The 26,468-nt window shown below is 70.9% G+C and carries 22 protein-coding genes and 2 pseudogenes; 10 read left to right on the forward strand and 14 right to left on the reverse strand.

Going from position 1 to position 26,468, the window contains the following annotated elements; translation table 11 throughout:
- The 4 genes and pseudogenes from ACZ4RZ_RS43080 to ACZ4RZ_RS43095 all read right to left on the reverse strand — a co-directional run.
- Positions 1 to 538, reverse strand: a 538-nt coding sequence (locus ACZ4RZ_RS43080) for an IS110 family transposase (protein WP_467753019.1), incomplete at its 3' end; no start/stop codon positions are given.
- Between the two features lie 317 nt (positions 539 to 855).
- A complete protein-coding gene (locus ACZ4RZ_RS43085; RefSeq protein ID WP_467753020.1) occupies positions 856 to 2,100 on the reverse strand; it encodes an IS110 family RNA-guided transposase in 1,245 nt (414 codons plus the stop codon).
- Positions 2,101 to 2,433: 333 nt separating this feature from the next.
- Positions 2,434 to 2,637, reverse strand: a pseudogene (locus tag ACZ4RZ_RS43090) (DUF6578 domain-containing protein); the annotation flags it as partial.
- 256 nt (positions 2,638 to 2,893) lie between these two features.
- Positions 2,894 to 3,298, reverse strand: a complete 405-nt coding sequence (locus tag ACZ4RZ_RS43095) for a MarR family winged helix-turn-helix transcriptional regulator (protein ID WP_467753021.1) — start codon at positions 3,296 to 3,298, stop codon at positions 2,894 to 2,896.
- A 569-nt stretch (positions 3,299 to 3,867) separates the two neighbouring features.
- On the opposite strand from ACZ4RZ_RS43095, the gene ACZ4RZ_RS43100 reads away from it, so the two are divergent.
- Positions 3,868 to 5,148: an MFS transporter gene (locus ACZ4RZ_RS43100; protein ID WP_467753022.1), complete on the forward strand. Its 1,281-nt coding sequence runs from the start codon at positions 3,868 to 3,870 to the stop codon at positions 5,146 to 5,148.
- 161 nt (positions 5,149 to 5,309) lie between these two features.
- On the opposite strand, the gene ACZ4RZ_RS43105 is transcribed toward ACZ4RZ_RS43100, so the two are convergent.
- The gene (locus tag ACZ4RZ_RS43105; protein ID WP_467753023.1) at positions 5,310 to 6,275 is read right to left on the reverse strand and encodes a LysR family transcriptional regulator; all 966 of its coding nucleotides are present in this window, start codon (positions 6,273 to 6,275) and stop codon (positions 5,310 to 5,312) included.
- A gap of 121 nt (positions 6,276 to 6,396) precedes the next feature.
- Here ACZ4RZ_RS43105 and ACZ4RZ_RS43110 point away from each other — a divergent pair, with 121 nt between their 5' ends.
- The 9 genes from ACZ4RZ_RS43110 to ACZ4RZ_RS43150 all read left to right on the forward strand — a co-directional run bounded on the left by ACZ4RZ_RS43110 (position 6,397) and on the right by ACZ4RZ_RS43150 (position 14,980).
- Positions 6,397 to 7,377 carry a fumarylacetoacetate hydrolase family protein gene (locus ACZ4RZ_RS43110; RefSeq protein WP_467753024.1) on the forward strand — a complete coding sequence of 327 codons (981 nt, stop codon included), beginning with the start codon at positions 6,397 to 6,399 and terminating at the stop codon, positions 7,375 to 7,377.
- On the forward strand, positions 7,374 to 8,336 hold the full coding sequence (locus tag ACZ4RZ_RS43115; RefSeq protein ID WP_467753025.1) for a cyclase family protein: 963 nt from the start codon (positions 7,374 to 7,376) through the stop codon (positions 8,334 to 8,336). Before ACZ4RZ_RS43110 ends, ACZ4RZ_RS43115 begins: the two co-directional genes overlap by 4 nt.
- Before the next feature lie 149 nt (positions 8,337 to 8,485).
- Entirely contained in the window at positions 8,486 to 9,649 is a 1,164-nt protein-coding gene (locus tag ACZ4RZ_RS43120; RefSeq protein ID WP_467753026.1) for an FAD-dependent oxidoreductase, read from the forward strand.
- Positions 9,646 to 10,671, forward strand: a complete 1,026-nt coding sequence (locus tag ACZ4RZ_RS43125; RefSeq protein ID WP_467753027.1) for an amidohydrolase family protein — start codon at positions 9,646 to 9,648, stop codon at positions 10,669 to 10,671. Before ACZ4RZ_RS43120 ends, ACZ4RZ_RS43125 begins: the two co-directional genes overlap by 4 nt.
- A 14-nt stretch (positions 10,672 to 10,685) precedes the next feature.
- On the forward strand, positions 10,686 to 11,624 hold the full coding sequence (locus tag ACZ4RZ_RS43130) for a VOC family protein (protein WP_467753028.1): 939 nt from the start codon (positions 10,686 to 10,688) through the stop codon (positions 11,622 to 11,624).
- 121 nt (positions 11,625 to 11,745) lie between these two features.
- Positions 11,746 to 12,717 (forward strand): fumarylacetoacetate hydrolase family protein, encoded by a 972-nt coding sequence (locus ACZ4RZ_RS43135; protein ID WP_467753029.1) that lies wholly within the window; start codon positions 11,746 to 11,748, stop codon positions 12,715 to 12,717.
- The gene (locus ACZ4RZ_RS43140; protein WP_467753030.1) at positions 12,714 to 13,490 is read left to right on the forward strand and encodes an SDR family NAD(P)-dependent oxidoreductase; all 777 of its coding nucleotides are present in this window, start codon (positions 12,714 to 12,716) and stop codon (positions 13,488 to 13,490) included. The genes ACZ4RZ_RS43135 and ACZ4RZ_RS43140 overlap by 4 nt, the downstream gene beginning before the upstream one ends.
- 51 nt (positions 13,491 to 13,541) lie before the next feature.
- Positions 13,542 to 14,324: a CoA transferase subunit A gene (locus ACZ4RZ_RS43145; RefSeq protein WP_467753031.1), complete on the forward strand. Its 783-nt coding sequence runs from the start codon at positions 13,542 to 13,544 to the stop codon at positions 14,322 to 14,324.
- On the forward strand, positions 14,321 to 14,980 hold the full coding sequence (locus ACZ4RZ_RS43150) for a CoA transferase subunit B (protein WP_467753032.1): 660 nt from the start codon (positions 14,321 to 14,323) through the stop codon (positions 14,978 to 14,980). Before ACZ4RZ_RS43145 ends, ACZ4RZ_RS43150 begins: the two co-directional genes overlap by 4 nt.
- Positions 14,981 to 15,077: 97 nt before the next feature.
- Here ACZ4RZ_RS43150 and ACZ4RZ_RS43155 read toward each other — a convergent pair whose 3' ends face one another.
- From ACZ4RZ_RS43155 to ACZ4RZ_RS43195, 9 genes and pseudogenes are all read right to left on the reverse strand, one after another.
- Positions 15,078 to 15,494, reverse strand: a complete 417-nt coding sequence (locus tag ACZ4RZ_RS43155; RefSeq protein WP_467753033.1) for a roadblock/LC7 domain-containing protein — start codon at positions 15,492 to 15,494, stop codon at positions 15,078 to 15,080.
- Positions 15,495 to 15,508: 14 nt separating this feature from the next.
- A complete protein-coding gene (locus ACZ4RZ_RS43160) occupies positions 15,509 to 15,640 on the reverse strand; it encodes a hypothetical protein (RefSeq protein ID WP_467753034.1) in 132 nt (43 codons plus the stop codon).
- 188 nt (positions 15,641 to 15,828) lie between these two features.
- Positions 15,829 to 16,944, reverse strand: a pseudogene (locus ACZ4RZ_RS43165) (nitrate- and nitrite sensing domain-containing protein); the annotation flags it as partial.
- A gap of 184 nt (positions 16,945 to 17,128) precedes the next feature.
- On the reverse strand, positions 17,129 to 18,853 hold the full coding sequence (locus tag ACZ4RZ_RS43170) for an acyl-CoA dehydrogenase family protein (RefSeq protein WP_467753035.1): 1,725 nt from the start codon (positions 18,851 to 18,853) through the stop codon (positions 17,129 to 17,131).
- Positions 18,854 to 18,938: 85 nt separating this feature from the next.
- The gene (locus tag ACZ4RZ_RS43175) at positions 18,939 to 19,508 is read right to left on the reverse strand and encodes a PadR family transcriptional regulator (protein WP_406166058.1); all 570 of its coding nucleotides are present in this window, start codon (positions 19,506 to 19,508) and stop codon (positions 18,939 to 18,941) included.
- A 95-nt stretch (positions 19,509 to 19,603) separates the two neighbouring features.
- Positions 19,604 to 21,253 (reverse strand): hypothetical protein, encoded by a 1,650-nt coding sequence (locus ACZ4RZ_RS43180; protein ID WP_467753036.1) that lies wholly within the window; start codon positions 21,251 to 21,253, stop codon positions 19,604 to 19,606.
- 55 nt (positions 21,254 to 21,308) lie between these two features.
- On the reverse strand, positions 21,309 to 22,877 hold the full coding sequence (locus ACZ4RZ_RS43185) for a serine/threonine-protein kinase (RefSeq protein WP_467753037.1): 1,569 nt from the start codon (positions 22,875 to 22,877) through the stop codon (positions 21,309 to 21,311).
- Positions 22,874 to 24,640, reverse strand: a complete 1,767-nt coding sequence (locus tag ACZ4RZ_RS43190; RefSeq protein WP_467753038.1) for an FHA domain-containing protein — start codon at positions 24,638 to 24,640, stop codon at positions 22,874 to 22,876. The genes ACZ4RZ_RS43185 and ACZ4RZ_RS43190 overlap by 4 nt, the downstream gene beginning before the upstream one ends.
- Before the next feature lie 8 nt (positions 24,641 to 24,648).
- A complete protein-coding gene (locus ACZ4RZ_RS43195) occupies positions 24,649 to 26,046 on the reverse strand; it encodes a hypothetical protein (RefSeq protein ID WP_467753039.1) in 1,398 nt (465 codons plus the stop codon).
- Between the last annotated feature and the right edge of the window lie 422 nt (positions 26,047 to 26,468).

Here is a 26,468-nt window from a genome sequence, read left to right on the forward strand (position 1 = left end):
CGCTCAGCATGGCCCGCCCGGACACGCCGAGGATGTCGGTGGCCACCGTGGACAGCTTGATGCCGGCATCCTCCAGTTCCTTCTCCAGCCGCTGGGCCTCGCGGCCGAGTTCCGCGGCGAGGGTGGAGCGGTAGCGGGTCAGATCCCGCAGATGCCGGATCGGCTCCGGCGGCACGAACGACGCCTTCAGCAGGCCGCACTCGCCCAGCTGGCACAACCACGCGGCGTCGGCCACGTCGGTCTTGCGGCCGGGCAGCCCCTTGGCGTGCGCGGCGTTGACCAGGATCACGTTCAGGCAGTCCTCCAGCAGGTAGAAGGCCCCGCGCCAGTAGTCGCTGGTCGCCTCCATCACCACCAGGGTGACCTGCTCAGCAACCAGCCAGTCCCGCAGTTCCAGCAGCGCGTTGGTCGTGGTGGCGAACGTGCGGATCTCCTGCCGGCGCGAGCGCCTGCCGCTCGGGTTCGGGGTGCGCACGCACGCCTTGAGGTCTTTCTTGCCGATGTCCAGCGCGGCGCACCGCTGGTGCAACACGTCCATGGGCCCCTCCCGGATCGACGTCTGCCTGACACGCCGTCCGGAGGAACCACAGGGCTGAAGAGTCTGGTCCGCGTGCTGTCGCAACAATTGACGGTCCCTGTCAGCGGTCCCCAACGCCATACTGACGCGCGAGCTCGGCTGGCATCACAGATGCATCGGCGTCCCGGACGGACGCGGGCCCATTTTCCCGCCTCCACGGCGGCCCGCGAAGCGGCCTGGATTACTGACGCGTAAATAGCAGCAGGCCAGGGTGGGTGTGGGCAGGGCTGGGTGCCCGGTGGCTGTGGGGATCACCGGGTGTCCGGGCTCGGGAGTGGTCAGGCTGTGGCTTCTCTCGGGTTGAGGGTGAGGGTGTAGCCGAGCTGGTTGAGTGCGGTGATCGCGCGTCGGGCGGCGCGTTCGGGGTCGCGCTGGGTGAAGTAGGTGCCGCCGAGCTCGTGGTAGGGCTGGTCGTCGGTGAGCATGTGCCAGACCGCGGTGATGATCGAGTGCTCGACGGCGACCAGGGCCTTGAGCGGTCCGCGGCGGGCGGCCAGCCGCTTGTAACGGGCCTGCAGATAGGTGTCCTTGGTTCTCGCCGCGCTGAACGCGGCCATTCCGAGGGCGCCTTTGAGATAGGGGTTGCCGGGCCGGACTTTGGTGTTCCTTGTGCGGCCGGCGGACTCGTGGTGGCCGGGGCAGACCCCGGCCCAGGACGCGAGGTGTTTGGCGGAGGCGAACCGGGCCATGTCCCCGCCGGTCTCCGCGATGATCACGTCGGCGACTTTCCGGTTGATTCCGGGGATGGTGTCGAGCAGGTCCAGTGCGGGGCGCAAGGGGGCCATCGCCTCCTCGATCCGCCCGGTGAGTTGGTCGGTCATGGCGGTGAGGTGGTCGTACTGGTCCAGATACAGCCGGGCCAGGAACGCGTGGTGCTCGCGGAAACGTCCGGTCAGCGCCTCGGTGAGCTCGGGGATCTTGTTGCGGAGCCTGCGTTTGGCCAGGTCCGCGAGGACCTGCGGGTCACGTTCCGGGCGGATGAGGGCTTCGAGCATGGCCCGGCCGGAGACGCCCATGATGTCGGAGGCGACCGCGGACAGCTTGATGCCGGTGTCCTCCAGCAGCTTCTCCAGGCGCTGGACCACTCGGCCGCGTTCCCGGGTGGCAGTGGTTCGGGCCCGGCTCAGATCCCTCAGCTCGCGCACCGGCTGGGGCGGGACGAAGGAGGGCCTGACCAGGCCGTGGGCACCGAGCTGGGCCAGCCAGGCGGCGTGCGAGACATCAGTCTTGCGGCCCGGCAGGTTCTTGACCTGCCGCGCGTTGACGAGGATCACGTTCAACTCGTCGGCCAGCACGTAGTAGTAGGGCTTCCAGTAGTCCGAGGTCGCTTCGATCACCACCAGCGTCACCCGCGCGTCGAGCAGATGCTCACGCAGGGCGAGAACCGCGTTGGCCGTGGCGCCCCAGGTGGTGGTCTCGGTGGTGAAGGACCCCCGCCGCCGGGTACTGGGGGTGCGGACGCACGCCTTGGCGTCCTTCTTGCCGATGTCGATGCCGGCGCAGCGTTCGTGCATCACGTCCACGATCCGCCCCTTACGTCATGGAGGCCAGGAGGAACGCCGTCCCGGGAGGGCCAGGGTGAATCAGGAATTCTGACGCACGTGCTCACAGCAACGCTCCACGGTCCCCGTGGTCGGCCCTCAGCACCATGCTGACCAGCGAGCTGCACAGCATCACAGAGGCATCGGTTTCGGCCGGAACGACCACTCCATGATCCCGAGCGGGAACTGCCCCTTGTCAGGGGCAGACAGAAGCACCCCCAGCGCGCGCCAGGATTTACCGTGCCCCCGGCGCGCACCGAAGGCGCGCTGGACTGCTGACCAGCTGTTCCGGGGCATTTCCGGGCCAAGCCCGGGCTAACTAGGTTCGGCTGGTGCGGATACGTCGAGGTCGACGAAGGCACCAGACAAGCCCTTGCCGAACCACTCCGGGCACCGGTACACGACCTCCAGCGACCGCTCACCGGGCACCAACTCGTGGGTAGGCGAGCCGGGCGCGCTTGGTGCGAATGGCTGGCGCACAATCTGGATGGCACGCACGCGGCCTATCGTCTCGGGCCAGCCGCCACTGTGCCGCCAAGGGCGCTCAGGCTGCCCAAGTCAGCCCGCTCATTGGTTGTGCTCATCTGCGGCGATCCCCGACGTGTTCACCGCCATGCCGGACCGCATCGTATAGGAAATCGCCGCGTTGACGGCCGGTGCCTGAACGAACGCCGCCCTACCGTCGGCGCCAAGGCAGTACCTCCTGATCGTCGTCTGTATCCATGCGTTGCAGTGCGGCGTTGATCGCCTCACCGATCTCGGCGAACTGGCTCGCCTACTCAGGGGTGAGCGCATCGAAGACGACGCGGCGTACAGTCTCAACATGGGCCGGGGCCGCGCACTTCAGAAGCTCGAGCCCCTGCGGGGCGAGAGCGGCGAGCTGGTTGCGGCGGTTGCCGGGATGTTCCCTGCGATCGACGTAGCCAGCTTCTTGGAGCCGGGCTACGGCGTGGGTTAGCCGACTTCGGGTGATCTTGAGGCGCTGGGCCAGCTCGGACATGGTCAGAGCGTGCCCTGGGACCGAGGACAGGTGGGCGAGCAAGGTGTAGTCGGCATGCGTAATCCCGGCTTCCCGACGCAACTGACGGTTCAGGTGGTTGGACAGGTGGGTGGAGAAGTCGACGTACGCGAGCCAAGCCCGTCGCTCCTCGGGATTCAACCAGCGCGGCCTCGTGGGCATGGCCAAACCTTACCCATAGGTGTTTGAAGGTTCAAACCTTGCGGTGAAGTCCACGAAGAGGTTGACGGACGCCACCGTCGCCACCGTCCTGGTCCTCACCGCCGTAACCACGACGGCCAAGACCGACACCCACACGCACCACCGTGCGACAGTGAGCGAACAGGAGCGACTGCAGCCGCTAGCAGGCGGACGAGGTCGAGAGCGGCAAGGTCACCCCTCCTGTGGGCAGCGACGCCCAGGCCAGTGGGGCAGCCTGGTCGCCGCATTCCGGAACAGTTCCCGGACGTCGAAGTGCCCCTAGCCACCGACCTGATGGCGGACTCGCTCCGGCGGCCTGCTCCTTCGCACCCAAGAGCGCGGGCATATCCCATCCAGGGCGTGGATGGGCCGGATAAGGGATTCGGATTACGCGGAGGATGGCGGCGGGCCCCCGGACAGCTCATAGTCGTCCCTACCCGCACGCCGCTGTCCGGATCAGCCGCCGGCGTACGGCCGTCCTCAGCATGCCGTGCGCCACCGGCGCCCGTGAATGGCATGCCCGCTCCCGCACACCGTCCCCTGGAGTCGCCATGCCCGGTTCCGTGCCCCCGTCCCCCGCGGCGGTGGGTGACGCCGCCCCGTCATCCGTCGCCGTCTCGGGTCCGGCCCATCTGCTGCGGGTGACCCTGCTGATGGCAGGCAGCTGTCTGCCGATCCTGGGGGCGGTACTGATCGCCCCGGTACTACCGAAGATGCAGGATCACTTCGAGTCCGTCCCCGGCGCCAAGGCGCTGGTACCCCTCGCGCTGACCGTTCCGGCGCTGGCACTGGCGCTGCTGGCCCCGTTCGCCGGGGTGATCGTCGACCGCCTTGGCCGCAAGCGCCTGCTGATCGTGGCGACCGTCCTGTACGCCGTGTTCGGCACGGCGCCGCTGTGGCTGGACTCGCTGGGCGCGATCATCGCCAGCCGCGCCCTGGCAGGCGTCACCGAGGCCGCGATCATGACGTGCTGCACCACGCTGATCGGCGACTATTACTCCGGTCATCAGCGGGTGAAGTACCTCGCCCTGCAGATCATGTGCGCCTCCGCGTCGGCCACCGTCTTCTTCGTGGTCGGCGGCGCCGTCGGCGCGGCGGGCTGGCGGGTCCCCTTCTGGGTGTACGCCGTGAGCCTGGTGCTCGCCCCGCTGATGGCAATCGCTCTGCCCAACCCGGCAGCCGGCGGAGCCGCCGACGACGCCCTGGCCCAGACCGAAACGGCCGAAGCTCCGGCCCGCCGTCCGTTCCCATGGCGGCAGTTGGGGGGTATCTGTGTACTCACCTTCTTCGGGGCGATGGTTTTCTACACGGTCCCGGTGGAGATGGCGTACCTGCTAGATGACCTCGGCGTGAAGAGCACCGGGGTGATCGGTCTGGCCACCGCGATCGCGAGTGCCGCCACCGTGGCCGGTGCGGTCACGTTCGCCCGGCTGAAGCGCTCGCCCGACCCGATGCTGCCGGCCGTTCTCGCACTCTCTGCGGCCGGTTTCGGAGTGATGTTCCTCGGGGGCAGTGCCCCGCTGCTGGTCGTGGGAGCGGTGATCAACTGCCTGGGCACGGGCATGCTGCTGCCCGCCCTTCTCACCAGTGCCATGTCCCGTCTGGCGTTCGAGGACCGCGGCCGGGGCACGGGGCTGTGGACGGCGGCCTTCTTCGGCGGTGAGTTCGTCTGCCCGCTGGTGCTGCTCGCCCTGGAGTCGGCGGTCGGCAGCCTGGCGGGTGCGGTGGGTCTGCTGGGGCTGGCTGCCGCCGCCGTCGCGGCGGGGCTGTGGGCGGCCCGGCGCCGTGCGGGCACGGCGGATCCCCGGTCCCTGCCCGAGCAGTTGGCCTGAGGACGCGGAAGCCCGACGGGGCCGGGGAGTGCCGGACTACGGTGCCCCGGACCCGTCACGCGTGTCGGCCTCGCCGCCGTCGTATCGGACGGCGGCGAGGCCGACACGTGCCGAACACATCCCTGCCGTGGGACGGGGTCACGGCGGCCGCCGGGCCGAGATCAGAGCAGTTCCGGTACCGACCCTGCGCCCTGCGCGGCGGGTACGGCCTCGTCCGTGCCGTGGCCGGTCAGCGTCGCGCCCACCTCCGCCGCCTTCTGCCGCAGCCAGATGTGGGCCGCGTCCTGCGCGTGTACCGGGTGCCACCACATCGCCTCCTGCACCGGTACGGCCTCGAAGGGGCAGGGCAGGACGCGTACCGCGGCGGAGCGAACTGCTTTGCGTGCCAGGCGTTCCTGGATCATGGCGATCCGGCGGGTGCCCTCGACCATGTGGGGCAGCAGCTGGAAGGTCTGGACGGAGACCTCCACCCGGGGGCTGATGCCAAGCATGCTGAGCTGCCGGGCGGCCGGGGCGTCGTAGGGGCGCTGGTAGACCGCCCAGGGCAGGCGCGCGAGGTGGTCGAGGGAGAGTTCGTCGCCGACCTCGGGGTTGTCGTCGGCGACCATGCACAGCCAGCGGTCCTGATGGACGTCGACGGAGGGGAAGCCGTCGATGATGCCATGCGGCAGTAGCAGGCCGTCGACGGTGCTCAGCGCGGTCGCGGTGTTCTCGACGACCGCGGGCGTCGAATGCTGGAAGGTGAGCCGGATGCCGGGCGCCTCCCGGTGCAGGGCGCGGGCGAGCGCGGAGCCGAAGACGGCCGCGCCGTAGTCGGAACAGAGCAGTGTGAACTCGCGTGTCTCGGCGGCCGGGTCGAAGTCGGCCTGGCTGGCGAAGACCCGTTCCAGCAGGTCGCAGGCGGTGGCGCTGCGATCCTGCAGGGCGGCGCCGAGGGGGGTCAGCTCGTAGGCGTTGCCGGTGCGGGCGAGCAATTCGTCGTCGAAATGGCGGCGCAACCGGGACAGCGCCGCGCTCATCGCGGGCTGGCTCAGTCCGATGCGCTCGCCGGCCCGCGTGACGTTGCGCTCCTCCAGCAGCGCACGCAGGGCAACGACCAGGTTGAGGTCGAGTCGGGACAGGTTCACCGGACACCTACCTAGCAAGAGAGAACCATCCACATCATGGATTCGGCACATCCACAGGATTGATTTCCGTGATTCGCCGATCGGGGTCAGAGTAGACCGCATCCCAGCAGGAGGAAATCTCATGGCAACGCTCGCGCAACCTGCCGGCTCGTTCGCGCTCGGCACGGTCTCCGCTCCGAACGGGGAGCCGTTCCCCGGACTCTTGGTCAAGGGCCGGGTACTCGACCTCAGCAGAGCCCTGGCCTGGGCACCGTCCGAGCTGCGTGCCGTGGTGGAGCGGTGGGAGGAGGCCCTGCCCGTCCTGCACGTCCTGGCGGACGAGGACGCCCTCGACTGGCAGCCGCTGGAGGGACTGCGAGTGCACGCCCCGCTGGAGCCCCGCCAGATCTTCCAGTCAGGCGCCAACTACCGGCAGCACGTGATCGACCTGGAGGTCGCCCACCGCTCCCCCGACGACCCGCGCACCGTCGAGGAGACCCGCGCCGAGATCGCCGCGGTCATGGACCGCCGGGCCGCCGAGGACCTGCCGTACGTGTTCATCGGCCTGCCCAGCACCATCGCCGGCCCCTACGACGACGTCGTACTCCCCGCATGGGCCGAAAAGCCGGACTGGGAACTGGAGTTGGCGGCCGTCATCGCCAAGCCCACCTATCGGGTGTCCGTCGAGGAGGCCCTGGAGTACGTCGCCGGCTACACCATCGCCAACGACCTCACTGACCGCGCCACCGTCTTCCGCCGGGACATGAAGGCCATCGGCACCGACTGGCTGCGCAGCAAGAACGCCCCCGGATTCACCCCGCTCGGGCCCTGGATCGTCCCCGCCGAGTCCATCGCCGACCCGGGTGACCTGCGGGTCACGCTGAAACTGAACGGCGAGACCATGCAGGACGAGTCCACCAAGGACATGCTCTTCGGCATCGCGCGGCTGGTGTCGTACATCTCCCAGACCGCACAACTCCTGCCCGGAGACCTGGTGCTGACCGGCAGCCCGGCCGGCAACGGCATCCACTGGGGGCGGCTGCTGCGCGACGGCGACGTCATGGAGGGCTCCATCACCGGTCTGGGCGTGCAGCGCACCCGCTGTGTGGAGGAGAAGGCGTGAGCCTGGACCGCCACGACCCCGAGGGCGCGATCGCCGAGGCCGCCAAGGCGTACTCCAACTGGGGGCGCTGGGGTGAGGACGACAAGCTCGGCACGCTGAACTTCCTCGACGAGGCCAAGCGTCGCGAAGGCGCGGCACTTGTGCGCCGGGGCGTGAGCTTCTCGCTGTCGCAGCGATTCGACATGAACGGCCCACAGAAGGGCTGGCGCAGACGGACGAACCCCGTACACACCATGCTCGACACCGGCACGGACGCCGCCCTGGGCAACCAGGGCTTCCCGCACGGTATCGGCGGCGCCGACGACGTGATCGCGATGCCGCTGCAGTGCTCGACCCAGTGGGACGGACTCGGCCACATCTTCGACCACGGATTCGCCTGGAACGGGCGGCGCGCCGACAAGGTGGTCACCTCCGACGGCGACCTCGTCACCGGCATCGAGCACATGGCGCCGCACGTCGCCGGACGCGGCGTGCTCCTCGACGTCGGCCAAGTCGTCGGCACCGACGGCGAGCTGCCCGACGGCTTCGCCGTTACCGAGGAGCACCTGACCGCGACCGCGGAGGCGCACGGCGTGAGCGTCGGCCGCGGCGACATCGTCCTCGTCCGCACCGGACACCTCGCCCGTGCCCGGCGCGAGGGCTGGGGCGAGTACGCGGGCGGGCCCGCGCCGGGGCTGTCGTTCACCACGGCCGGCTGGCTGCACGGCACCGAGATCGCCGCGATCGCCACCGACACCTGGGGCTTCGAGGTCCGGCCGAACGAGTTCGAGAACTCCTTCCAGCCGCTGCACCAGGTCGCCATCCCCAACATGGGCCTGCTCATCGGCGAGATGTGGGATCCCGACGCCCTCGCCGCGGACTGCGCCGACGACGGCGTGTACGAGTTCTGGCTCACCGCAGCGCCCCTGCCCATCACCGGAGCCGTCGGCTCCCCCGTGAACCCCGTCGCCGTCAAGTAGCCCTCAGCCGCCGGATGCGCCCCTCCCTGGACAGCAATGGCGCATCCGGCCCATACCTCGCACCATCTCTGGCCCGCGCTCCAGCGGGCAAGAGCCGCACCCCCGCCGCCCGAAGCCGCGCGATCCCAATCCCCGGAGGTACCCCCGACATGGCTGACAGCCTCACCCTCCCCCCGCCTCCGGCCGGGGAGACCCCCATCGTCCTGGTCATCGGCGGGGGCGCCTCCGGCAACGCCGTGACCATCCTGCTGCGCCGCGCCGGCATCGCCGTGGACCTGATTGAGGCCCGACCCGACTGGAACGCCACCACCGGCTCCGGCATCACCCTCCAGGGCAACGCCCTCAGGGTGCTGCGCGAGCTGGGCGTGTGGGAGGAGGTGAGCGCTTCCGGGTTCGCCTTCGGCTCGCTGGGGGTGACCGCCCCCGACGGCACCGTGCTGTTCGTCGCCGACGACATCCAGACCGGCGGCCCCGACCTGCCCGCCACCCTCGGCATGCAGCGCCCGCAGCTCCAGCAGATCCTCATCGACGCGGTCCGCGCCTCCGGTGCCGGCGTTCGCCTCGGCACCACCGCCGAGTCGCTGGAACAGGACGCCGACGGCGTCTCGGTGCGCTTCAGCGACGGTACCGAAGGCCGCTACGACCTGGTGATCGCCGCCGACGGCCTGAACTCGGCGAGCCGCGCCATGATCGGCATCACCGACAAGCCCGAGCCCACCGGCATGGCCATCTGGCGCATCGCGGCCCCGCGTCCTGAAGGCCTGGAGCGCACGGACCTGGCGCACGGCGGCCCGGCGTACATCGCGGGCTACTGCCCCACCAGCGAGGACACCATCTACGCCTACGTCGTCGAGGCCAACCGCGACCGCGCGTCGATCCCGCCTCAGTCGTACGCCGACGAGATGCGCGCGCTCGCACAGGGCTACGGCGGCTTCTGGCCCGAGATCGTGAAGCACATCGACGATCCGGCCAAGGTCAACTACACCTGGTTCCACCGCCACTTGGTGGAGGGCCCCTGGCACCGCGGCCGGGTCGTACTGATCGGAGACGCCGCCCACTGCTGCCCGCCCACCCTGGCGCAGGGCGCGGCAATGTCCCTGGAGGACGCCTTGGTCCTCGCCGAGCTGCTGACCACCCGCAGCGAGTGGGACGACCAGCTCTTCACCGACTACCTCGCCCGACGGCTGCCCCGCGTACGCATGGTCGTCGACGCCTCTTGTCAGCTCGGCCGGTGGACGCTCGACGGGGTACGCGACGCGGACGTACCCGGACTGATGGGCCGCACCATGAACGCTCTGAAGGAACTCCCGTGACCGAGCCCGAGTCGATACCGACCATCGACGTCCACGCCCACCTCCTGCTCCCGGAGATCGAGGAGACCGTCGCCGGCCAGACGGGCCTCGCCGAGGCCCGTGATCTCGACGCCCGACGCAACGGCCCGGCGGCCGTGACCGTGAACGGCCCCATGGTCGGCGCGCGCGTGCCGAAGCTGAAGGACGTCGCCGTGCGCCTGGCGACCATGGACGCGCAGGGCGTCGACATCCAGCTGGTCAGCCCGTCCCCGGCGCACTACCACTACTGGGCCGAACCGCGGCTGGCCGAGCGGATCTGCAGGTTGGCCAACGAGGGAACCGCCGAGCACTGCGCCAAGGCCTCGGACCGGCTGCACGGCCTGGGCCTGATCCCGCTCCAGCATCCCGGCCTCGCGGTCGAGTTGCTCGACCACGCGCTGGACCAGGGCCTGAGGGGCGTGGAGATCTCCTCGCACGCCCCCGGCCCGGACGGCACGCGGGAGGTGGAGCTGTCCGACCCGCGGCTCGCGCCCTTCTGGGCCCGGGCGGAGGAGACCCGTGCTCTGGTCTTCCTGCACCCGTTCGGCTGCACGCTCGACGAGCGCCTGGACCAGTGGTACCTGTCCAACACCGTCGGCCAGCCCACCGAGAACGCGGTCGCCCTCTCCCACCTGATCTTCTCCGGCGTCCTGGACCGCCATCCGGGCCTGAAGCTGATCGCGGCGCACGGCGGCGGCTATCTGCCCACCCACATCGGCCGCTCCGACCACGCCTGGCGAGCCCGCCCCGACGCCCGGAGCTGCTCACGGGAGCCGAGCAGCTATCTGCGGCAGCTGTACTTCGATTCGCTCGTGCACGACCCGCACGTACTGCGGGCTCTGATCAGCGCCGTCGGCACCGACCGCGTCCTGCTCGGGTCCGACTTCCCCTTCGACATGGGCACCGAGGACCCGCTCGGCGCACTGCGCGCTACGGACCTGCCCGACCACGACTTCCACGCCGTCCGCGGCGGCAACGCCGCCGCGCTGCTCAACCTCGCATGAGGAGGAATCCCCCCATGAGCAACCGTCTGCTCACCCACCTGCGGCACGTCGACCTGGCCGTGCCCGACTACGACAAGCAGCTCGACTTCTACGCCGGCGTCTGGGGCCTGACCAAGGTCGAAGAGGACTCCGGGATCTCCTTCCTGGCTGCCGAGGGCTCCCCCGAGCAGTACGTCGTCCGGCTGCGCAAGGCTGACGAGAAGCGCCTCGACCTGGTCTCCTACGGTGCCGCTTCAGCGGCCGACGTGGACACCCTCGCCGATCAACTCCTCGCCGGGGGCGTGCAGTTGATCACCCAGCCGGGCAAGGTCGACACCCCCGGGGGCGGCTACGGCTTCCGCTTCTTCGACGTCGACGGACGCACCATCGAGGTCTCGGCGGACGTGGAGGTCAGGCAGCACCGGAAGATCGAGGAGAAGGAGTCGATCCCGGTCAAGCTGTCGCACGTCGTCCTCAACTCGCCGGACCTCGACAAGACCCGCGAGTGGTACGAGCGCCACCTCGGCTTCCGCCACTCCGACACGCTCAGCTCGCCGTACGTCGGCGACGTCATGCACTTCATGCGGATCAGCAACCAGCACCACTCCATGGCCATCGCCAAGGGCCCGCACACCTCGCTGCACCACGTCTCCTTCGAGATGCGCGGCCTGGACGAGTACATGCGTGGCTCCGGCCGGGTGATGCGGGCCGGCTTCCAGAAGGTCTGGGGTCCGGGCCGGCACATGGCGGGCGACAACACCTTCACCTACTTCCTCGACCCGCACGGCAACACCGTCGAGTACACGACCGAGTTGGAGCTCCTCGACGAGGACACCTGGCACCCCCACGTCTACGACTTCTCCCAGCCCGAGGTCACCGACCAGTGGGGCACCGCGAACCCGATGAACGAACTCGTCGCCAAGGAGTCGTTCAACGACGTCGACCGCGGCGTGTTCGTCGCCCCGCCGGTCTGACCGCCCGACCGGCAAAGTCCCCAAGTCACCCGGGGGCGCGGCAGCCCTGTCATGCCCTGACTCCCCGCCGCGTCCCCGGGCTCCCCGTGCCTGCCCACCCCGCGCCGACTGGACCCCTCCCATGCGTATCGCCACGTACGAGTTCCACAACCGACGCCAAGTGGCCGTCGTCGCAGAGGACGGCACGCTCCATCCCCTGCCCGGCGTCACCTCACTGACCGGCCTGCTCGCCGAGGGAGGCGGCCTGCCCGAACTGCTCGACGCGGGCACCGTGATACTCGACGTCCCGGCCGGTCCCCACGTCACCGACGTACGACTGCTGCCGCCGCTCCAGCCCCCCACCGTGCGGGACTTCGTCACCTTCGAGGAACACGTCGAGGGCGTACGCCGCTCCGTGGACGGGGCCGCCGGTGTACCTGAGGAGTGGTACGCGGCCCCGACGTTCTACTTCGGCAATCCCTACGCGGTGTACGGGCCGCACGACGACATCCCCGTGCCGCCGGGCTCGAGCGTGCTCGACTTCGAACTCGAAGTCGCCGCCGTGATCGGCAAGGAGGGCCGCGACCTCACCCCCGAGCAGGCCCGCGACCACATCGCCGGCTACACGATCTTCAACGACTGGTCCGCCCGCGACCTGCAGTCCGCCGAGATGAGAGTGGGCCTCGGCCCCTGCAAGGGCAAGGACACCGCCACCACCCTCGGCCCGTACCTGGTCACCGCCGACGAGCTGGAGAAGTACCGCGACGCGGACGGCTTCCTGCGCCTCGCCCTCACCGCCTCGGTGAACGGCGAGGTGGTCGGCAAGGACCTGCTGTCCAACATGAGCTGGACCTTCGAGGAGATGGTCGCCTACGCCTCCCGCGGCACCCTCGTCCGCCCCGGCGACGTGCTGGGTTCCGGGACCTGCGGCAACGGCGGTTGTCTGGCGGAGCTTTGGGGCCTACGAGGCGAACAGTCGCCGCGGCCGCTGCGGCCCGGCGACACGGTCACCCTCACCGTCGAGGGCATCGGCAGCATCTCCAACACCGTGGTGGCCGGCCCCGATCCGCTGCCCATCCCGACCGGCCGTCGCCGCTCGCGGGAACGGCCGTGACCGACCTGCATCCCTGGGGGCACCTCCCGGCCGAAGGCTGGGGGAGGCTGCTGGGCAAGGTCGTCGTGGTCACCGGAGCCGCCGCCGGCCAGGGCGCCGCGGAGGCCGAGGCGCTGACCCGCCAGGGCGCCCGGGTCATCGCCACCGATGTCGATCCAACGGATCAGTGCCGCCGTCTCGACGTCACCAGCGACAAGGAGTGGGCCCAACTCGCCGCGGAAGTACGGGAGTCGTACGGCCAGGTGCACGGCCTGGTCAACAACGCGGGCATCACATGGCGCGCCCGCATCGACGCCGTACGCCCCGAGGACATGGCCCGCGTCCACGCGGTCAACGTCACCGGCCCGCTTCTCGGCATCCAGCATCTGGCACCGCTGATGCGTCCGGGAGCGTCGATCGTGAACGTCGGCTCGTCCGCCGCGCTCACCGCTCACTACCCGGTCGCGTACACGACCAGCAAGTGGGCCCTGCGCGGCCTGTCGAAGACCGCCGCCATGGAGCTGGGACCCCGCGGCATCCGCGTGAACACGATCCACCCCGGCTTCATCGAGACGGACATGACCGCCTCCGCAGCGCCCGCCTTCCGCGCGGCGAACCTCCACGAGACACCACTCGGCCGCACCGGGACCGTCGACGACATCACCCCGCTCGTGGTGTTCCTGCTGTCCGACGACGCGTCCTTCATCACCGGGGCGGAGATCCCGGTCGACGGCGGCCTCACCGCGCACGGCGGTACCAAGTCGATCTCGGACGCCCTGCGCGTGGACGCCTGAACGCAGTCCCCGAACCTGCAAAAACGCACGACAGAAAGGCCCTTCCCCACCATGGACAAGGTCCGCGCGAGCGCCGCCGAGGCGGTCGCCGACATCCCCGACGGTGCGTCGCTGGCCGTCGGCGGCTTCGGCCTCAGCGGCATCCCCGACGTACTCATCCAGGCCCTCCACGCCCAGGGCGCCACCGCCCTCGAGGTCGTGTCGAACAACTGCGGCGTGGACGGGCGCGGACTCGGAGTCCTGCTGGCCGACGGCCGGATCGTCCGCGTCACGGGCTCGTACGTCGGCGAGAACAAGGAGTTCGCCCGCCAATACCTCTCCGGCAAACTGGAGGTGGAGCTGGTCCCACAGGGCACCCTTGCCGAACGGCTGCGCGCCGGCGGAGCGGGCATCCCCGCGTTCTACACCCCCGCGGGCGTGGGCACGCAGGTGGCCAAGGGCGGACTGCCCTGGCGTTACGCCTCCGACGGATCGGTCGCCGTCGCCTCGCCGCCCAAGGAGACCCGCGACTTCCGCGGCCGCCCGCACGTCCTGGAACACTCCATCACCACCGACTTCGCCCTCGTACGGGCTTGGCGCGGCGACCGCCACGGGAACCTGGTCTTCCGCAAGTCGGCGGCCAACTTCAATCCGCTGGCCGCGATGGCCGGGCGCGTGACGGTGGCCGAGGTCGAAGAGCTCGTAGAACCGGGCGAGTTGGGCGCCGACCGGGTCCACCTGCCGGGCATCTTCGTCCAGAGGATCGTGCCCCTCACTCCAGACCAGGCCGCCGACAAGCACATTGAACACCTTTGGATTTCCGCGTCTTCGACACGAGGGACCGTACGCGCATGAGCACGAACGTCCGTACGCAACCGGGCTGGACCCGCGACCAGATAGCCGCCCGCGCCGCCGCCGAACTCACCGACGGCTCCTACGTCAATCTCGGCATCGGCCTGCCCACCCTCATCCCCGGCCACCTCCCGCCCGGCGTCCAGGTGGTCCTTCACTCGGAGAACGGCATCCTGGGCACCGGCCCCTACCCCACCGAGGGCGAGGTCGACCCCGACCTGATCAACGCGGGCAAGGAGACCGTCACCGTGCTGCCGGGGGCCTCCTTCTTCGACTCGGCCCTGTCGTTCGGGATGATCCGGGGCGGCCACATCGACACCGCGGTGCTCGGCGCCATGCAGGTCTCCGCCGCCGGCGATCTCGCCAACTGGATGATCCCCGGCAGGATGGTCAAGGGCATGGGCGGCGCGATGGACCTGGTCCACGGCGCCGGCCGGGTCATCGTCCTGATGGAACACACCGCCAAGGACGGCACCACCAAGATTCTCAAGGAATGCACCCTCCCCCTCACCGGCGAACGGTGCGTCCACCGCATCATCACCGACCTCGGCGTCCTCGACGTCACACCCGAGGGCCTGGCTCTCGTGGAATGCGCGCCGGGCGTGAGCGCCGACGACATCGCTGCCCGCACCGAAGCACCTCTGATCCACATGCCATGAACCATGGACGCGTCGGACGGGCAGGGACCGTGGTCCCTGCCCGCCCGACGTTCTGCGCCTTGTTCTCAACCACCCGGACCGCGGTGGGCGACTCACCTCAGCGCATGAACGGGGAGGGATGGGGTTGGCCAACGAGTTGCGGAGTGAGGAGCGCGCCGGCGCGGTCGGCGAGGACGGCCATCTCGTAGCCGACGAGACCGATGTCGCAGCCCTCCTCAGCGAGGACGCCGAGGCAGGAGCCGTCCCGCATGTGGTTGACCATCATGAACCCGTCGAGCATTTCGACCATGACGAGCTTCATTCCGCGGAAGCCGTAGGTGTCTGCGGCGTTCTGGGTGAGGGACACGATGCCGGACACCACGGCGGACAGGTGGTCGGCGAGGTCGCGGCTGAGGCCGTCGGAAGCCGCGATGAGGAGGCCGTCGGAGGAGACGGCTACCGCGTGGGTGACGCCGTCGGCGGTGCGGGCGAAGTCGGAGATGAGCCAGGCGAAGTTCTGGTGTGCTGAGGTCACGTCGGTTCGGGTTCCTATCTGGCCTCGGCGCGCGCGACGCCCGCCCGGAAGCCGTTGAGCATGGATGAGACGTACTGCCGCTTGTCCGGCGGCGGGGCCTCGTCGGGGGCGAGGATGCGGGCGGGGAGGGTGACGAGAGCGGACACGCCTCCGCTGGGGGTGTCCGAGAGCAGGACCTCGACGCCGAGGCGGCGGGCGAGGCGGCCACGACGTAGTGGCCGAGGTAGCGGGTGGGTGCGACGAGGAACGCTTCCTTCCCGGCGATGCGGGCGTTGGCGCGGGCCAGGTCCGCCGGAGCCATGCCGATGCCGTGGTCGACGACGGCGATGCAGTAGTCGTTGCCGTCCGCCCAGCCGTGCACGTCCACAGGCTGGTCCGGCGGGGAGAAGGTGAGGGCGTTTTCTATGAGCTCGGCCAGCAGGTGGGAGAGTTCGGCGATGGCGCGACCGCTGATCCGGCAGGGCTCGATCTTCGCTATGGCCACCCGTCGGTACTGCTCGACCTCGCCGAGGGCGGACTGCACCAGTTCGAGGCTGCCGGCGGTCACGCTGCGGACCTGGGGGCTGCGTTCGTCGACGAGCACAAGCAGGCTCTCGGCGTTGCGACGCATACGGGTGGCGAGGTGGTCGAGTTCGAAGAGCTCGGCCAGCGCCTCCGGGTCGAGCTCCTGCTGTTCGAGGGCCGTGATGAGGCTCAGCTGCCGGCGGACGAGCCCCTGGTTGCGGCGGCCGAGGCTGGCCAGGGACTCGGCGGTGTTGCGGCGCAGCATGGCCTGCTCGGCGGCCAGGCCGACGGCGGTGCGCTCAACGTTGTGCAGAGCCGCGACGGCACGGGAGATTTCCTGTGCGCCGCTGGGCGGCTGCCCGCCTTCTTCGGCCGGGATGAGTTCACCGGCCTGGATACGGGCCACGGTATCGGGCAGGCGGCGCTGGGCGACGTCGTCGGCCTCGCGAGCGAGTGCGTCGAGGGGGCGGGTGATGGAGCGACCGGCGAGAACAGCGGCCACGACGAGGGCGGCGATCGCCAGCAGGCCAAAGGCGAGGTAGCCGGTCAGGGCCGCGGCGGCATCGTCGCTGAGAGCCTTGGCGCGGGCCTGTGCGTCGGCGTCGACCCTGCGCTGTGCGTCGTACACGGTGCGGTCGGCGCGGATCATGTTGCCGGTGAACCCCGTGGCGTCGGTGTCGATCTTCGAGCCGTCGGCAGCCTTGAGGGCCGCGTTCTCGACGACGTCGAGGCGCTTGGTCACCGGCGAGGAGAACATCTTCATGACGGCATCGCGCTGGGAGGGGGTGGCGAGTCTGAAGAAGCGGGCCATGGCGGATATGCGGGTCGCCCGCGCCTCCACGAAATCCGGGTAGTTCGTGCCCCTGAACGAATCTGCGGCGAGAACTCCGCTGAGCTGGCTGCCTTCCTGGCTGCCCGCTTCCTTCGCCTCGGCGAGGGCCTGCAGGGCGGGACGGCACCGTCATCGGGCCATTCCTTGCCGGCCGTGACGACGCCGCCCACAGGCCTGGACGAGGACCATCGCCTCTCCGGGCCGGGTCGGGCACGAGTGCGCCCACGGGGCTCAACCCTTGCCGACCGGTGGCCGGGCCCACGCGGCCCGGCCACCGGTGTTGATGCGTAGGGCGCGCCTACGGGGCCATCTCGTACGCGCCGGACAGCGCCTCGACCCGCTGCCAGACCCGCTCCGTGCGTGCCTCGTCGACGACCGGCCGCCGGATCGAACCCAGCGCCCACTCCTGCTGCTGTTCGGTCGCCGAGTCCTTGCCGTGCAGTTCGACGGCGTGCACGGAGAAGTCCCGCACGAGGACGGCGAAGAGTTCGTCGAGCACGTCCTCGTCGAGGCCGGTCAGGGCGGCCTGCTCCAGGACGAGCTGTCCGTGCACGACGAGTGCGAAGAGCTGACCGACCGCGAGGACGAGGTCGAGGTCACGGCTCTGCTCCGCGTCGGGAGCGGCCATGGAGACGAACTCGCAGAGTGCGTCGGCCTGTTCGCGGAAGCGTGTCACGTTGGGCAGGTGCGCGTACGCGTCGAAGGCGGGCCGCCAGTCGTGGAAGCGCACCGCGCCGAGGCCGCGAGCCGGCCCCTGCCGGAAGAGGAAGTCGTCGTCGGCCGCGTCGAGGCGGGTCGGCACGCCGGGATACTCGGCCGGGTCGAGGAGATGGCTGCGCATGAACTTCAGGATCAGCGCCAAGTTGACGTGGACCGTGCCTTCGAGCTTCGGCAGGCCGCGGATCTCCACGGCCGCCTGGCTGAAGTAGTTGTCCTTCTCGAAGCCCTTGGCCGCGATGACGTCCCACATCAGGTCGATGACCCTCTCACCCTCCGTGGTCACCTTCATCTTCGTCATCGGGTTGAAGAGCAGGTAGCGGCGGTCGTCCGGGCCGGCGGAGCGGAAGTAGTCGACAGCACGGTCGCTGAAGAACTTCATGCCGACGAGCCTGACGTACGCGTCGGTCAACTCGCGCCGCACGTGCGGGAAGCTGGTGACGGGACGGCCGTAGAGAATGCGGTTGTGGGCGTGGGTGACGGCCTCGTACATCGCGTGCTCACAGATGCCGATGGAGGCGGTGCACAGGTTGAACTTGCCGACGTTGACGGTGTTGAGGGCGGCGTCGAAGGCGGCGCGGCCGATGTGCAGGACGTCCTCGGCCGCTACGGGGTAGTCCTCCAGCCGGAACTCGCTGACGAACTTCGAGGAGTCGACGACGTTCTTGACCAGGTGATAGGCCGGGTGACGGCTGTCGGCGGCGAAGAACACGTAGCCGTCGGGGCCCTCTACGTCGGTACGGCGGCCGAAGACGGAGACGAGTCCGGCGGCGTTGCCGTTGCCGATGTAGTACTTGGAGCCGGTGGCACGGAAGCCGCCGTTGCCGTCGGGCTCGAGCAGCATGTCGGTGGAGTAGATGTCGGCACCGTGGACCTTCTCGGACAGGCCGAATGCGAACACCTCTCCCTGGGTGAGGAGTTCAGTGGCGCGGGCGCGGGCGGCGGCGTTGTCGCTCTGCCAGACCGGGCCGAGGCCGAGGATCGTGACCTGCCAGGCGTACCAGTAGTCGAGGCCGTAAAAGCCCAGGATCTCATTGAGCGCGGCGATCCGGCTTGTGTCCCACCGCTTGTCCGGTTCCCCCTCCCCCGCGGCGGACGACGGCGTCAGGAAGGTGGCGAACAGGTTCTCTTTCGCTGCGAAGGCGAGGAAGTCGCCGAGCCAGGCGCGGGTCCGGTAGTCCTCGATCAGCCGCCCCTTCCCACGTTCCTCGAACCAGTCGACGGTGGCACGCAGCAAGCGGCGCGTCTCGGGGTCGAAGTGCGCGGGGTCGTAGGTGCGCGGGTTGAACAGCAGCTGGTTGGCCATGGGGATGACGCCTTTCGGCTGGTGGACGGACGGGAAAGGGGCGGTCGGACGGCTGGACGGGCCGGATCGGGGGGATCGGCGGCGATCAGCAGCCCGGACCGAACCGGGCCAGCGTGGCGAGCACGTCGTCCAGCCAGTCGATCATCATCCGCTCGTACGCGATGCCGCCGCGCAGGACGACGTGCTGGAGCTCTCGCTCCGCGTCGAGCGGCGCACCAGGACCGGCCGTGCTTGCTTCGGGCGTGAAGTCGCGCGCCTCTCCTGCGAGATAGTGCGCGAGCCGGTCCCGGTGCGCCTGGTGGTGCCGCTCCACCTCGCGGATCAGGGCGGCCGGGTCGTCGAAGGCGGCGCCGCGGATCTTCACGGCCAGGTCGTGGCGAACGCTCTCCGGTTCGATCGGATCCTGCAACCAGGAGGACAGCGCGGCCCGGCCGAGGTCGGCGACGGAGTACTCCTTCTTGTCCGGCCGACCCTGCTGCGGGACGTCCCGGACGTCGACCCAACCGTCGTTCTCCATGCGCTTGAGCACGCGATAGATCTGCTGGTGGGTCGCGGTCCAGAAGTAGCCGATCGACCGCTCGAAGCGCCGGGCCAGCTCATAGCCGGATCCTGGCTTCTCCAGAAGCGACACCAGGATCGCGTGTTCGAGTGCCATGCCTCCGATCCTTCTATGCAACTCGTTGCATAGCAAGCCTCGCCCGCTCCGATGCGACGCGGCTCACCCCGACACCATTCCCAACGGCAGACGCCTCAAGGACAGACGTAGGTGAAGCTCGCCTTCGCCTCCATCGGGGCCGGCTGGTGCGCGATCCTCAGGCGGGCAGTCCCCCGGAAGCGGCCCGGACCGCGGACCGTCCAGCGCAGGTACACCCTGACCCGGCGCTCACCGCGGTGGGCAGTGCGGACCAGCTCGCCCGAGTCCTGACCGTCCGCGCGCAGCCACTGGTAGGTGACGGGGCCGCCTTGCCCGTCGGTGGTGACGACACCGATCAGGTCGGCCGTCTGACCGCAGTGCAACGGCCCAGCGGGGGTTTCAACCCGGACGGAGACGACCTCGGGAGCGGGGGCCGGGCGCAGCAGCAGCCAGAGCAGGACGGCGGCGATCGTGACGACGGCGGTGGTGATGATCCAGCCCCGTCGTCCGCGTCGCGAGCGGGGGGAGGCGGGAATCGCTGCCTCGGTCCGCCATCGGGCACGCAGGACGTCCTGCTCCTCCACCGGGACCCCGGGCCCGAACCGGAGCAGGATCCCGCCGGAGTCCTCCCCGGCCGTCACCGGAGGCAAGGTGACACGGTTGCGCTTGCCGTGGACGGTCGCCTGAGTGTCCAGGGCGGTGGGACGGCGAGCGCGGCCGACCGTGGTGAGCTGGTCGGCGGCGGCTGAAGGGTGAGGTCCGGGGGCGGCCAGGGGGGCTCGCGGGTCCGGGCCTGCGGCGGTGTGGGCGTGGGCCGCCGTGGCGGGTTGATCGGCGGTGGCTGAAGGGCGGGACGAGCCGTCGGGTGCGGTAGCAGGGTGTTCGGGGGCGGTGGGGCGTGGGGCGGGGTCAGTTGCGTTCGGCGCCGGGTGAGGGTCCGTCCGTGGAGCCGGGCGACCGGGGGCCACTGCGACGGACGGTGCCGGTGCCTTCGGCGGCGCGAACTCCGGGGTCGACGCGGCCGACGCCGCGCGGAGCCCCGTGCGGCGCAGGAAGTCCGCCGGGAGCGCCGCGCGTCCGGCCACCAGGGCGGCCCTGGCCGCCGCCAGCCCCTCCGACTCGGCGGTGGCGGAGCAGCGGGCGAACAGGTCCGCCGCGGGGGTTGCGGGCTGCGTCCAGGCGGCGCCGAGGGTTCGGGCCAGGGCGGCCCAGGCAGCGGTGGCGACTGCCTGGCGGTCGGCGTGCGGCGTGTCGCCCGACACCGGTACGGCGGCCGCGTCGCCCAGCACCGTGGCCAGCTCCGCCTCGGCCAGTAGGGCGACCCCATCCGGGTCGATCACGACGGTGTCGGGGCCGAGCGAGCCGTGGGTCAGGCCTGCCGTGCGCAGGGCGAGGAGGGTCTGCGCGGTCTCGTTGAGGATGCTGGCCACGCTGCCCGCGTCCGGGCGAGGACCGTTGGCCGACGACAGGACGTCGGCCAGGGTGGGGGCCGGTGGCCGGGCCGTGAGCAGCCACACCTCACCGGACTCGGCCACGAGGTCGACCGTGCCGAGCAGTCCGGGCAGCCTGAGCTTCGCCGTGGCGAGCACCACGGCCGCCAAGCGCTCGCGCGTGCCCTCGGGCGCCAGCAGGGCGCGGTCGATGCGCAGCGCGCCGAGGGTGCGCTCGCCGGACCGGGCGGGGAGCAGGGCGTACCAGGTGCCGTGGCGCGTGTGCCGTGACCAGCCGGACAGGGGCCGGTCGGCCACTGTGGTGGCTGTCGTCATGTCGATCCGTCCTCGTCGCGGCGGGGAGTGGCTCTCGGGTCCCTCGGGAGCGGGGTCAGCACGGCGGCGCGTCCAGGGAGGCCGTCTGGGGACCGTTCGCTGCCGCCGGGTCGCTGCTGAGCGTGACGTCCCAGGTCCCCCGGCACGGGTGGTTGGAGAAATCGGCCCAGAAGGTCAGGTCGTACCGCGTACTCCCGGACAGGGGCTGGGACTGGGAGCCGTACGGGTCGGCGGGTGTGTCGACGTAGTAGTTCGCGGTGACGGTCAGCGGACCGGTGCCTGTCGTCTCGACCGTCACCGCCGCGATGAGCGTGCCCGGTTTCTGTCCACGCTGCCAGGAGCCGATGGTGAGGGTGACCGTGCCGGGGGTGGCCGCGCTCGGGGACGCGGTGGCCGGCGGCTCGGCGGTTGGGGTCGTCGCCGTGGACGGGGGCGGCGAGGAAGACGGGCCGTCCGAGGGCGTGCTGGAGGGCGGAGCGTCGGCCGTGGGCGGCGGGGCGGCGGTCGGCGAGGTGGATGCGGAAGGTGAAGTGCCCGGCTCCGTGGGCGAGTTGACCGGCGAAGGGGTTGAACTCGCCACCGTCGTCGATGTCTCGTGCGGGCGGCCCGTCGCGTATGTCGTTCCGCCCGCGACGACCACCAGCGCGGCCACCCCACCGGTCGCCACTTTCCATCCCCCGCGTTTCAGCCGGCCCAGCAGGGTCAGCGCACTGGCCGAGCCCTCAAGGGTCGCGGTCGTGGTGAACGGGAACAGCAGGGCGAGCAGCGCGGCGAGTTCGGCCAGCCGGCGGCGGCCGCGCTCCTCCCAGCCGGCGCCGTAGCCCTCCGTGGCGGACCGTTCCAGGTCGGCGAGGAACGTCTCGACGCCCGGCCGGTCCGCCGGGTCCTTCGCCAGGCCCGCGCGCAGCAGCGCACGCACAGGCGCGGGTACGTCGTCCAGCGGGGCCGGTGCGCGCAGGTGCTGCAGGCGCAGCGCGGTCACGTCGTCGCCGGGGAACGGCCGCCGGCCGGTCAGGCACTCGAAGAACACCACGGACGCCGCGTAGACGTCGGCCGCCGGGCCGGCGGGCTCGCCGTTCCACTGCTCAGGCGCCATATAAGCCGGCGTGCCCGCGGCGTCGGTCTCCCGGCCGCTGCGCACCGCGATGCCGAAGTCGGCGAGCGCGCTGGTGCCGTCAGCGCGGACCAGGACGTTCTCCGGTTTGTAGTCGCGGTGCACCACCCCGGCCGTGTGGGCCGCGCCCAGCCCCAGCAGGGAGCCCTTGAGCAGGACGAGCGCGGCCTCGGGGCCGGTCGCCCCGTGCCGGCGCAGCAGCTGGCGCAGGCTGACGCCGTCCACCGCCTCCATCACGATCGCGGCACCGGCGCGTGCCTCGACGTACTCGTACAGCCGCACCACGCACGGGTGCCGGATCTCGCCGAGCAGCCGGGCCTCGGCGCGGAAGCGGGCCAGGAACTCCCGGTCCGCCCGCAGGCGTTCACTCAGGTACTTGACGGCGACGGGCACGCCGGTCGCGGTATGCCGGGCGAGGACGACCCGGCCGCCGGCTCCCTCTCCCAGCGTCCGGACGGCCGCGTAGCCGGGTACGGCCCAGCCACCCTCGGTGTGCGTGTCCTGGGTCATGCCGTCCCCTCCACCGGCGCGGGGAGCCCGGCGCCCTGCGGTACGTCCTTCGCGTCCCGCCGGCGCCGTACCCGGCGCAGCAGCCAACGCACGGGCGCAGACCACACCGGGAAGGCGACCAGGGCGACCACGGCCGCCTCGATCACCGTGGTCCACGGCTCGGCCAGCCGGCTCTCGAGCAGGTCGCCGATGCGGGAGCGCCAGGCCAGCAGGGCGAGGCCGAGGAAGCCGTAGGTGCCCACGACGACCGCGAGGCCGTAGGCGGCCAGGCCGGCCTGACGGGGTCCGGGCCGGTTGCCCGCGCGCAGGTCCCGCCACAGGCCCGTGCGGAAGTAGGCGCTCGCCTCCTCGCGCAGCCGGGGTACTCGCAGGGCGTCGGTCAGCGCCTGGTAACCGTCCAGCGGCATCAGCGGGTTGAAGTTGTAGAGGGTGTTCAGGTACAGGCCGAAGGCCAGGTGGTAGAGGACGGCCGAGGCGGGTCCCGCGGGCAGCAGGGCCGCGCCCGTGGCACACCAGCCGGCCAGCGCCGCCGTGGACAGGGGCCCGGACAGGGCCACCACAACCCGTGACCAGCGGGAGCCGAACCACATGTCGCTGGTGTCCACGAACGCGAACGGCATGCCCATCATCAGCAGGAATCCGCCACGCCTGACCTTGCGGCCGTACGACTTCACGGCCAGCGCGTGCGTGAGCTCGTGGACGAGCAGCGCGGTCACATATCCGGCGGCCAGCAGGACCGGGCCCCACACGCCCGCCCCGCCGAAGTCCAGCAGATGATGCCGGCCCTGCGCGGCGAAGAACGCGACGAGGCCGCCGGCCACCGACAGCCAGGCGAGCAGCACCCCGGTCCGGGTGAACAGCCGCCAGCCGAAAGCCTGGTAGAGCCGGGTCACCAGCCGGTCGAGGCCGGGGACGGACACCTCCAGCTTCAGCAGCGCCCGGTACACGGCACGCGCCACCCGCCGCCAGCCCTTCGGCCGCTCCTCCTCCGGCCGCCCGGGCAGGCCACGCAGCAGCCCGGCGTCCGCGAACGCGGCCAGCGCTGACTCGATGCGGGGCAGGGCGAGTTCGCCGTAGCGGTCGGCGTAGGCGAACAGCAGGTCCCGTACGGTGTTCTCGCCGTCGACGGCGTGCCACAGGAAGACCTGGCGCTCGTCCAGTTCCAGATAGCGGCCGGTTCGGGTGCTGCTGAGCACCCAGCGGGATGCGCCACGTTCGGTGGGGATCTGCTTGAGGGCCCAGCCGGAACGGCGGCGGGGGCACGCGGTGAGCGGGCCGTTCGCCTCGGGGGCCTCCTCCTGCCCGGCCTGTCCGGCGGTGGGCAGATCGGTCAGCTGGGTGCCGACGACCATCGTGCGCGAGCCGATCCGGGTATCGCGAGGCTGCTCGAACACCATGCGTACGTCGCCGACGGACAACTCGGTGCCGTCGGCGAGGCCGGCCGCGCCGCCGTGCAGGTCGACGCCGCCGACGGCGGTGCCGTTGAAGGAGTCCAGGTCCTCGATCCGGAAGCCCTCAGCGGTGCGGAAGATGCGGGCGTGGCGGCGCGAGACGCTGGTGTCGGACAGGACTACGTCGTTGTCCTCGCCCCGGCCCAGCGTGGTGACCGGGCCGGTCAGCGCGACGAGCAGCGTGGGTTCGTCGAGGCCGCGCAGCTGGGGTGCGGCGAACGAGGTCGGTGCGGCACCCCGGCGCGGGGTGCCGCAGTGCAGGCAGTACGGGAAGTCGCGCCGCACGTGGACGCGGCAGACACGGCAGAGCATGCGGTAGCTCAGCCTCCGCCGGAACCGCTGAGGAACGTACCGCCGTTGAAGCCACCGTCCGTCTCGGGCGCGGAGGGCGACAGGTGCGTGGCGATGTCACCGGTGCCGGGTGCGTCGATGCCGCCGCGTACGGTCGTCCCGGCGCGGCCGAGGGTGCCTTCGCGGCCACCACCGCCACTGGGGCGGTTACCGTTTTCCGGGTCGCCGCCGCCCTCACCACCGCCGCCGCCACCCTCACCACCACCGTGACCACCACCGCCACTGGGACGGTTGCTGTTCTCCGGGTCGCCGCCGCCCTCACCACCGCCGCCGCCACCCTCACCACCACCGTGACCACCACCGCCACTGGGACGGTTGCTGTTCTCCGGGTCGCCGCCGCCCTCACCACCGCCGCCGCCACCCTCACCACCACCGTGACCACCACCGCCACTAGGGCGATTGCTGTTCTCCGGGTCACCGCCGCCCTCACCACCGCCGCCTTCGCCGCCTTCGCCACCGTCACGGTCGTAGATACCGCCGTGGCCGAAGTGACCGGCGTCCCCGCCGCCCTCCCCGCCTGCACCGCCGAAGCCGCCGTGGCCCCCGAGGTCGCCGAACCCACCGGAGCCGACACCGCCGTCACCGAAACCACTGTCACCGAAGCCGCCGGTGCCAAGACCGCCATCGCCGAACCCGCCGCCGGTACCGCCGAACCCGCCATCGCCGAACCCGCCGCCGGTACCGCCGAAGTCCCCTTCGGCGCCACCGAACCCACCGTCGCTCCCGGCGCCGAAGTCGCCGAAGCCCCCCTCGCCGCCACCGCCGACATGCTCCCCGAACCCGCCGAGGTCCGAACCCGGGCCCTCGCTTCCATACTCGCCGAACCCTCCGAAGTCACCGAAGTTGCCGACCTGGTCCGGCTCGCCGGCCAGTTCGGCCGAGGACCGGTCCAGCAGGGGGCCGCCGAGCAGACTGTGTGTGCCGGTGGCGGCCGGGTCCAGGCCGCCGGCGCCCTCCTGGCCCTCGGCGGGACCTGACAGCTCGTAGCCCTGGTCGGTGGAGGCCGGGGCACCGGCATCGTGGTCGCCGGAGACCTGCTCCGCCGGGACGGCGTGGGTCGTGGAGGCCTCGTGCGTCACCGCGGCCTGGTGGTCGGCCGGGACGGCGTGGTCAGCCGTGATGTCGTGATGCGCCAGCGCGTGCGCCGCGCTTCCGAAGAACAGGGACGACTTGGACAGTCGTGGGTCGAGAGCTGCCGGTCCCCCCTCGGTGCCGGACTCGACGCGGAGGGAGCGGAGTTCGGCGACCTGGGCGGGCGACAGGCCGAGTCTTCGCGCCACCTCGCCGGTGTCGCCGTCGAGTTCAGCACGGAAGGCCGGGTCGACGGCCAGGCGGGTCAGGGCAGCACGATATGCGTCGTCGGTCATGGTTCGGTCTCCGTCGGTCTGCGGGCGCTGATGCCGATCGCGGCGGAGCCGAGGATCCCCCTGGTCGGCGGCAACTGCCATTTCCGGCCATCCCCGCCGATACCTGCAGGAGACGTTATAGAGCCTTGGCATGGACGGCGCAAGAGCAGCGAGCAGGGCAGTTGACGGGTGCCGGGCACCCCAGCCGCGCCGCGCACCCACCGATCAGATATGGCCACCGACCCACCGGCCTGCCGGCGAAATGACGAACAGTCGGAGCCGGCCTCTGTCAGCCCTCCCAGTCTCCCCGGCGGAAGCGATCGACCCACTCCGCGGGGGCCCGCAGGCCACCGAAGGTGCAGAAGTGCGCCTTCACCTCGTCGTGCCGCGTGGGGTCGCACCCCGTGCGAGCGCACCGTCTCGGCGTCTCGCGCTGACTTTCG

The sequence above is a fragment of the Streptomyces sp. NPDC027189 genome (assembly GCF_055566975.1).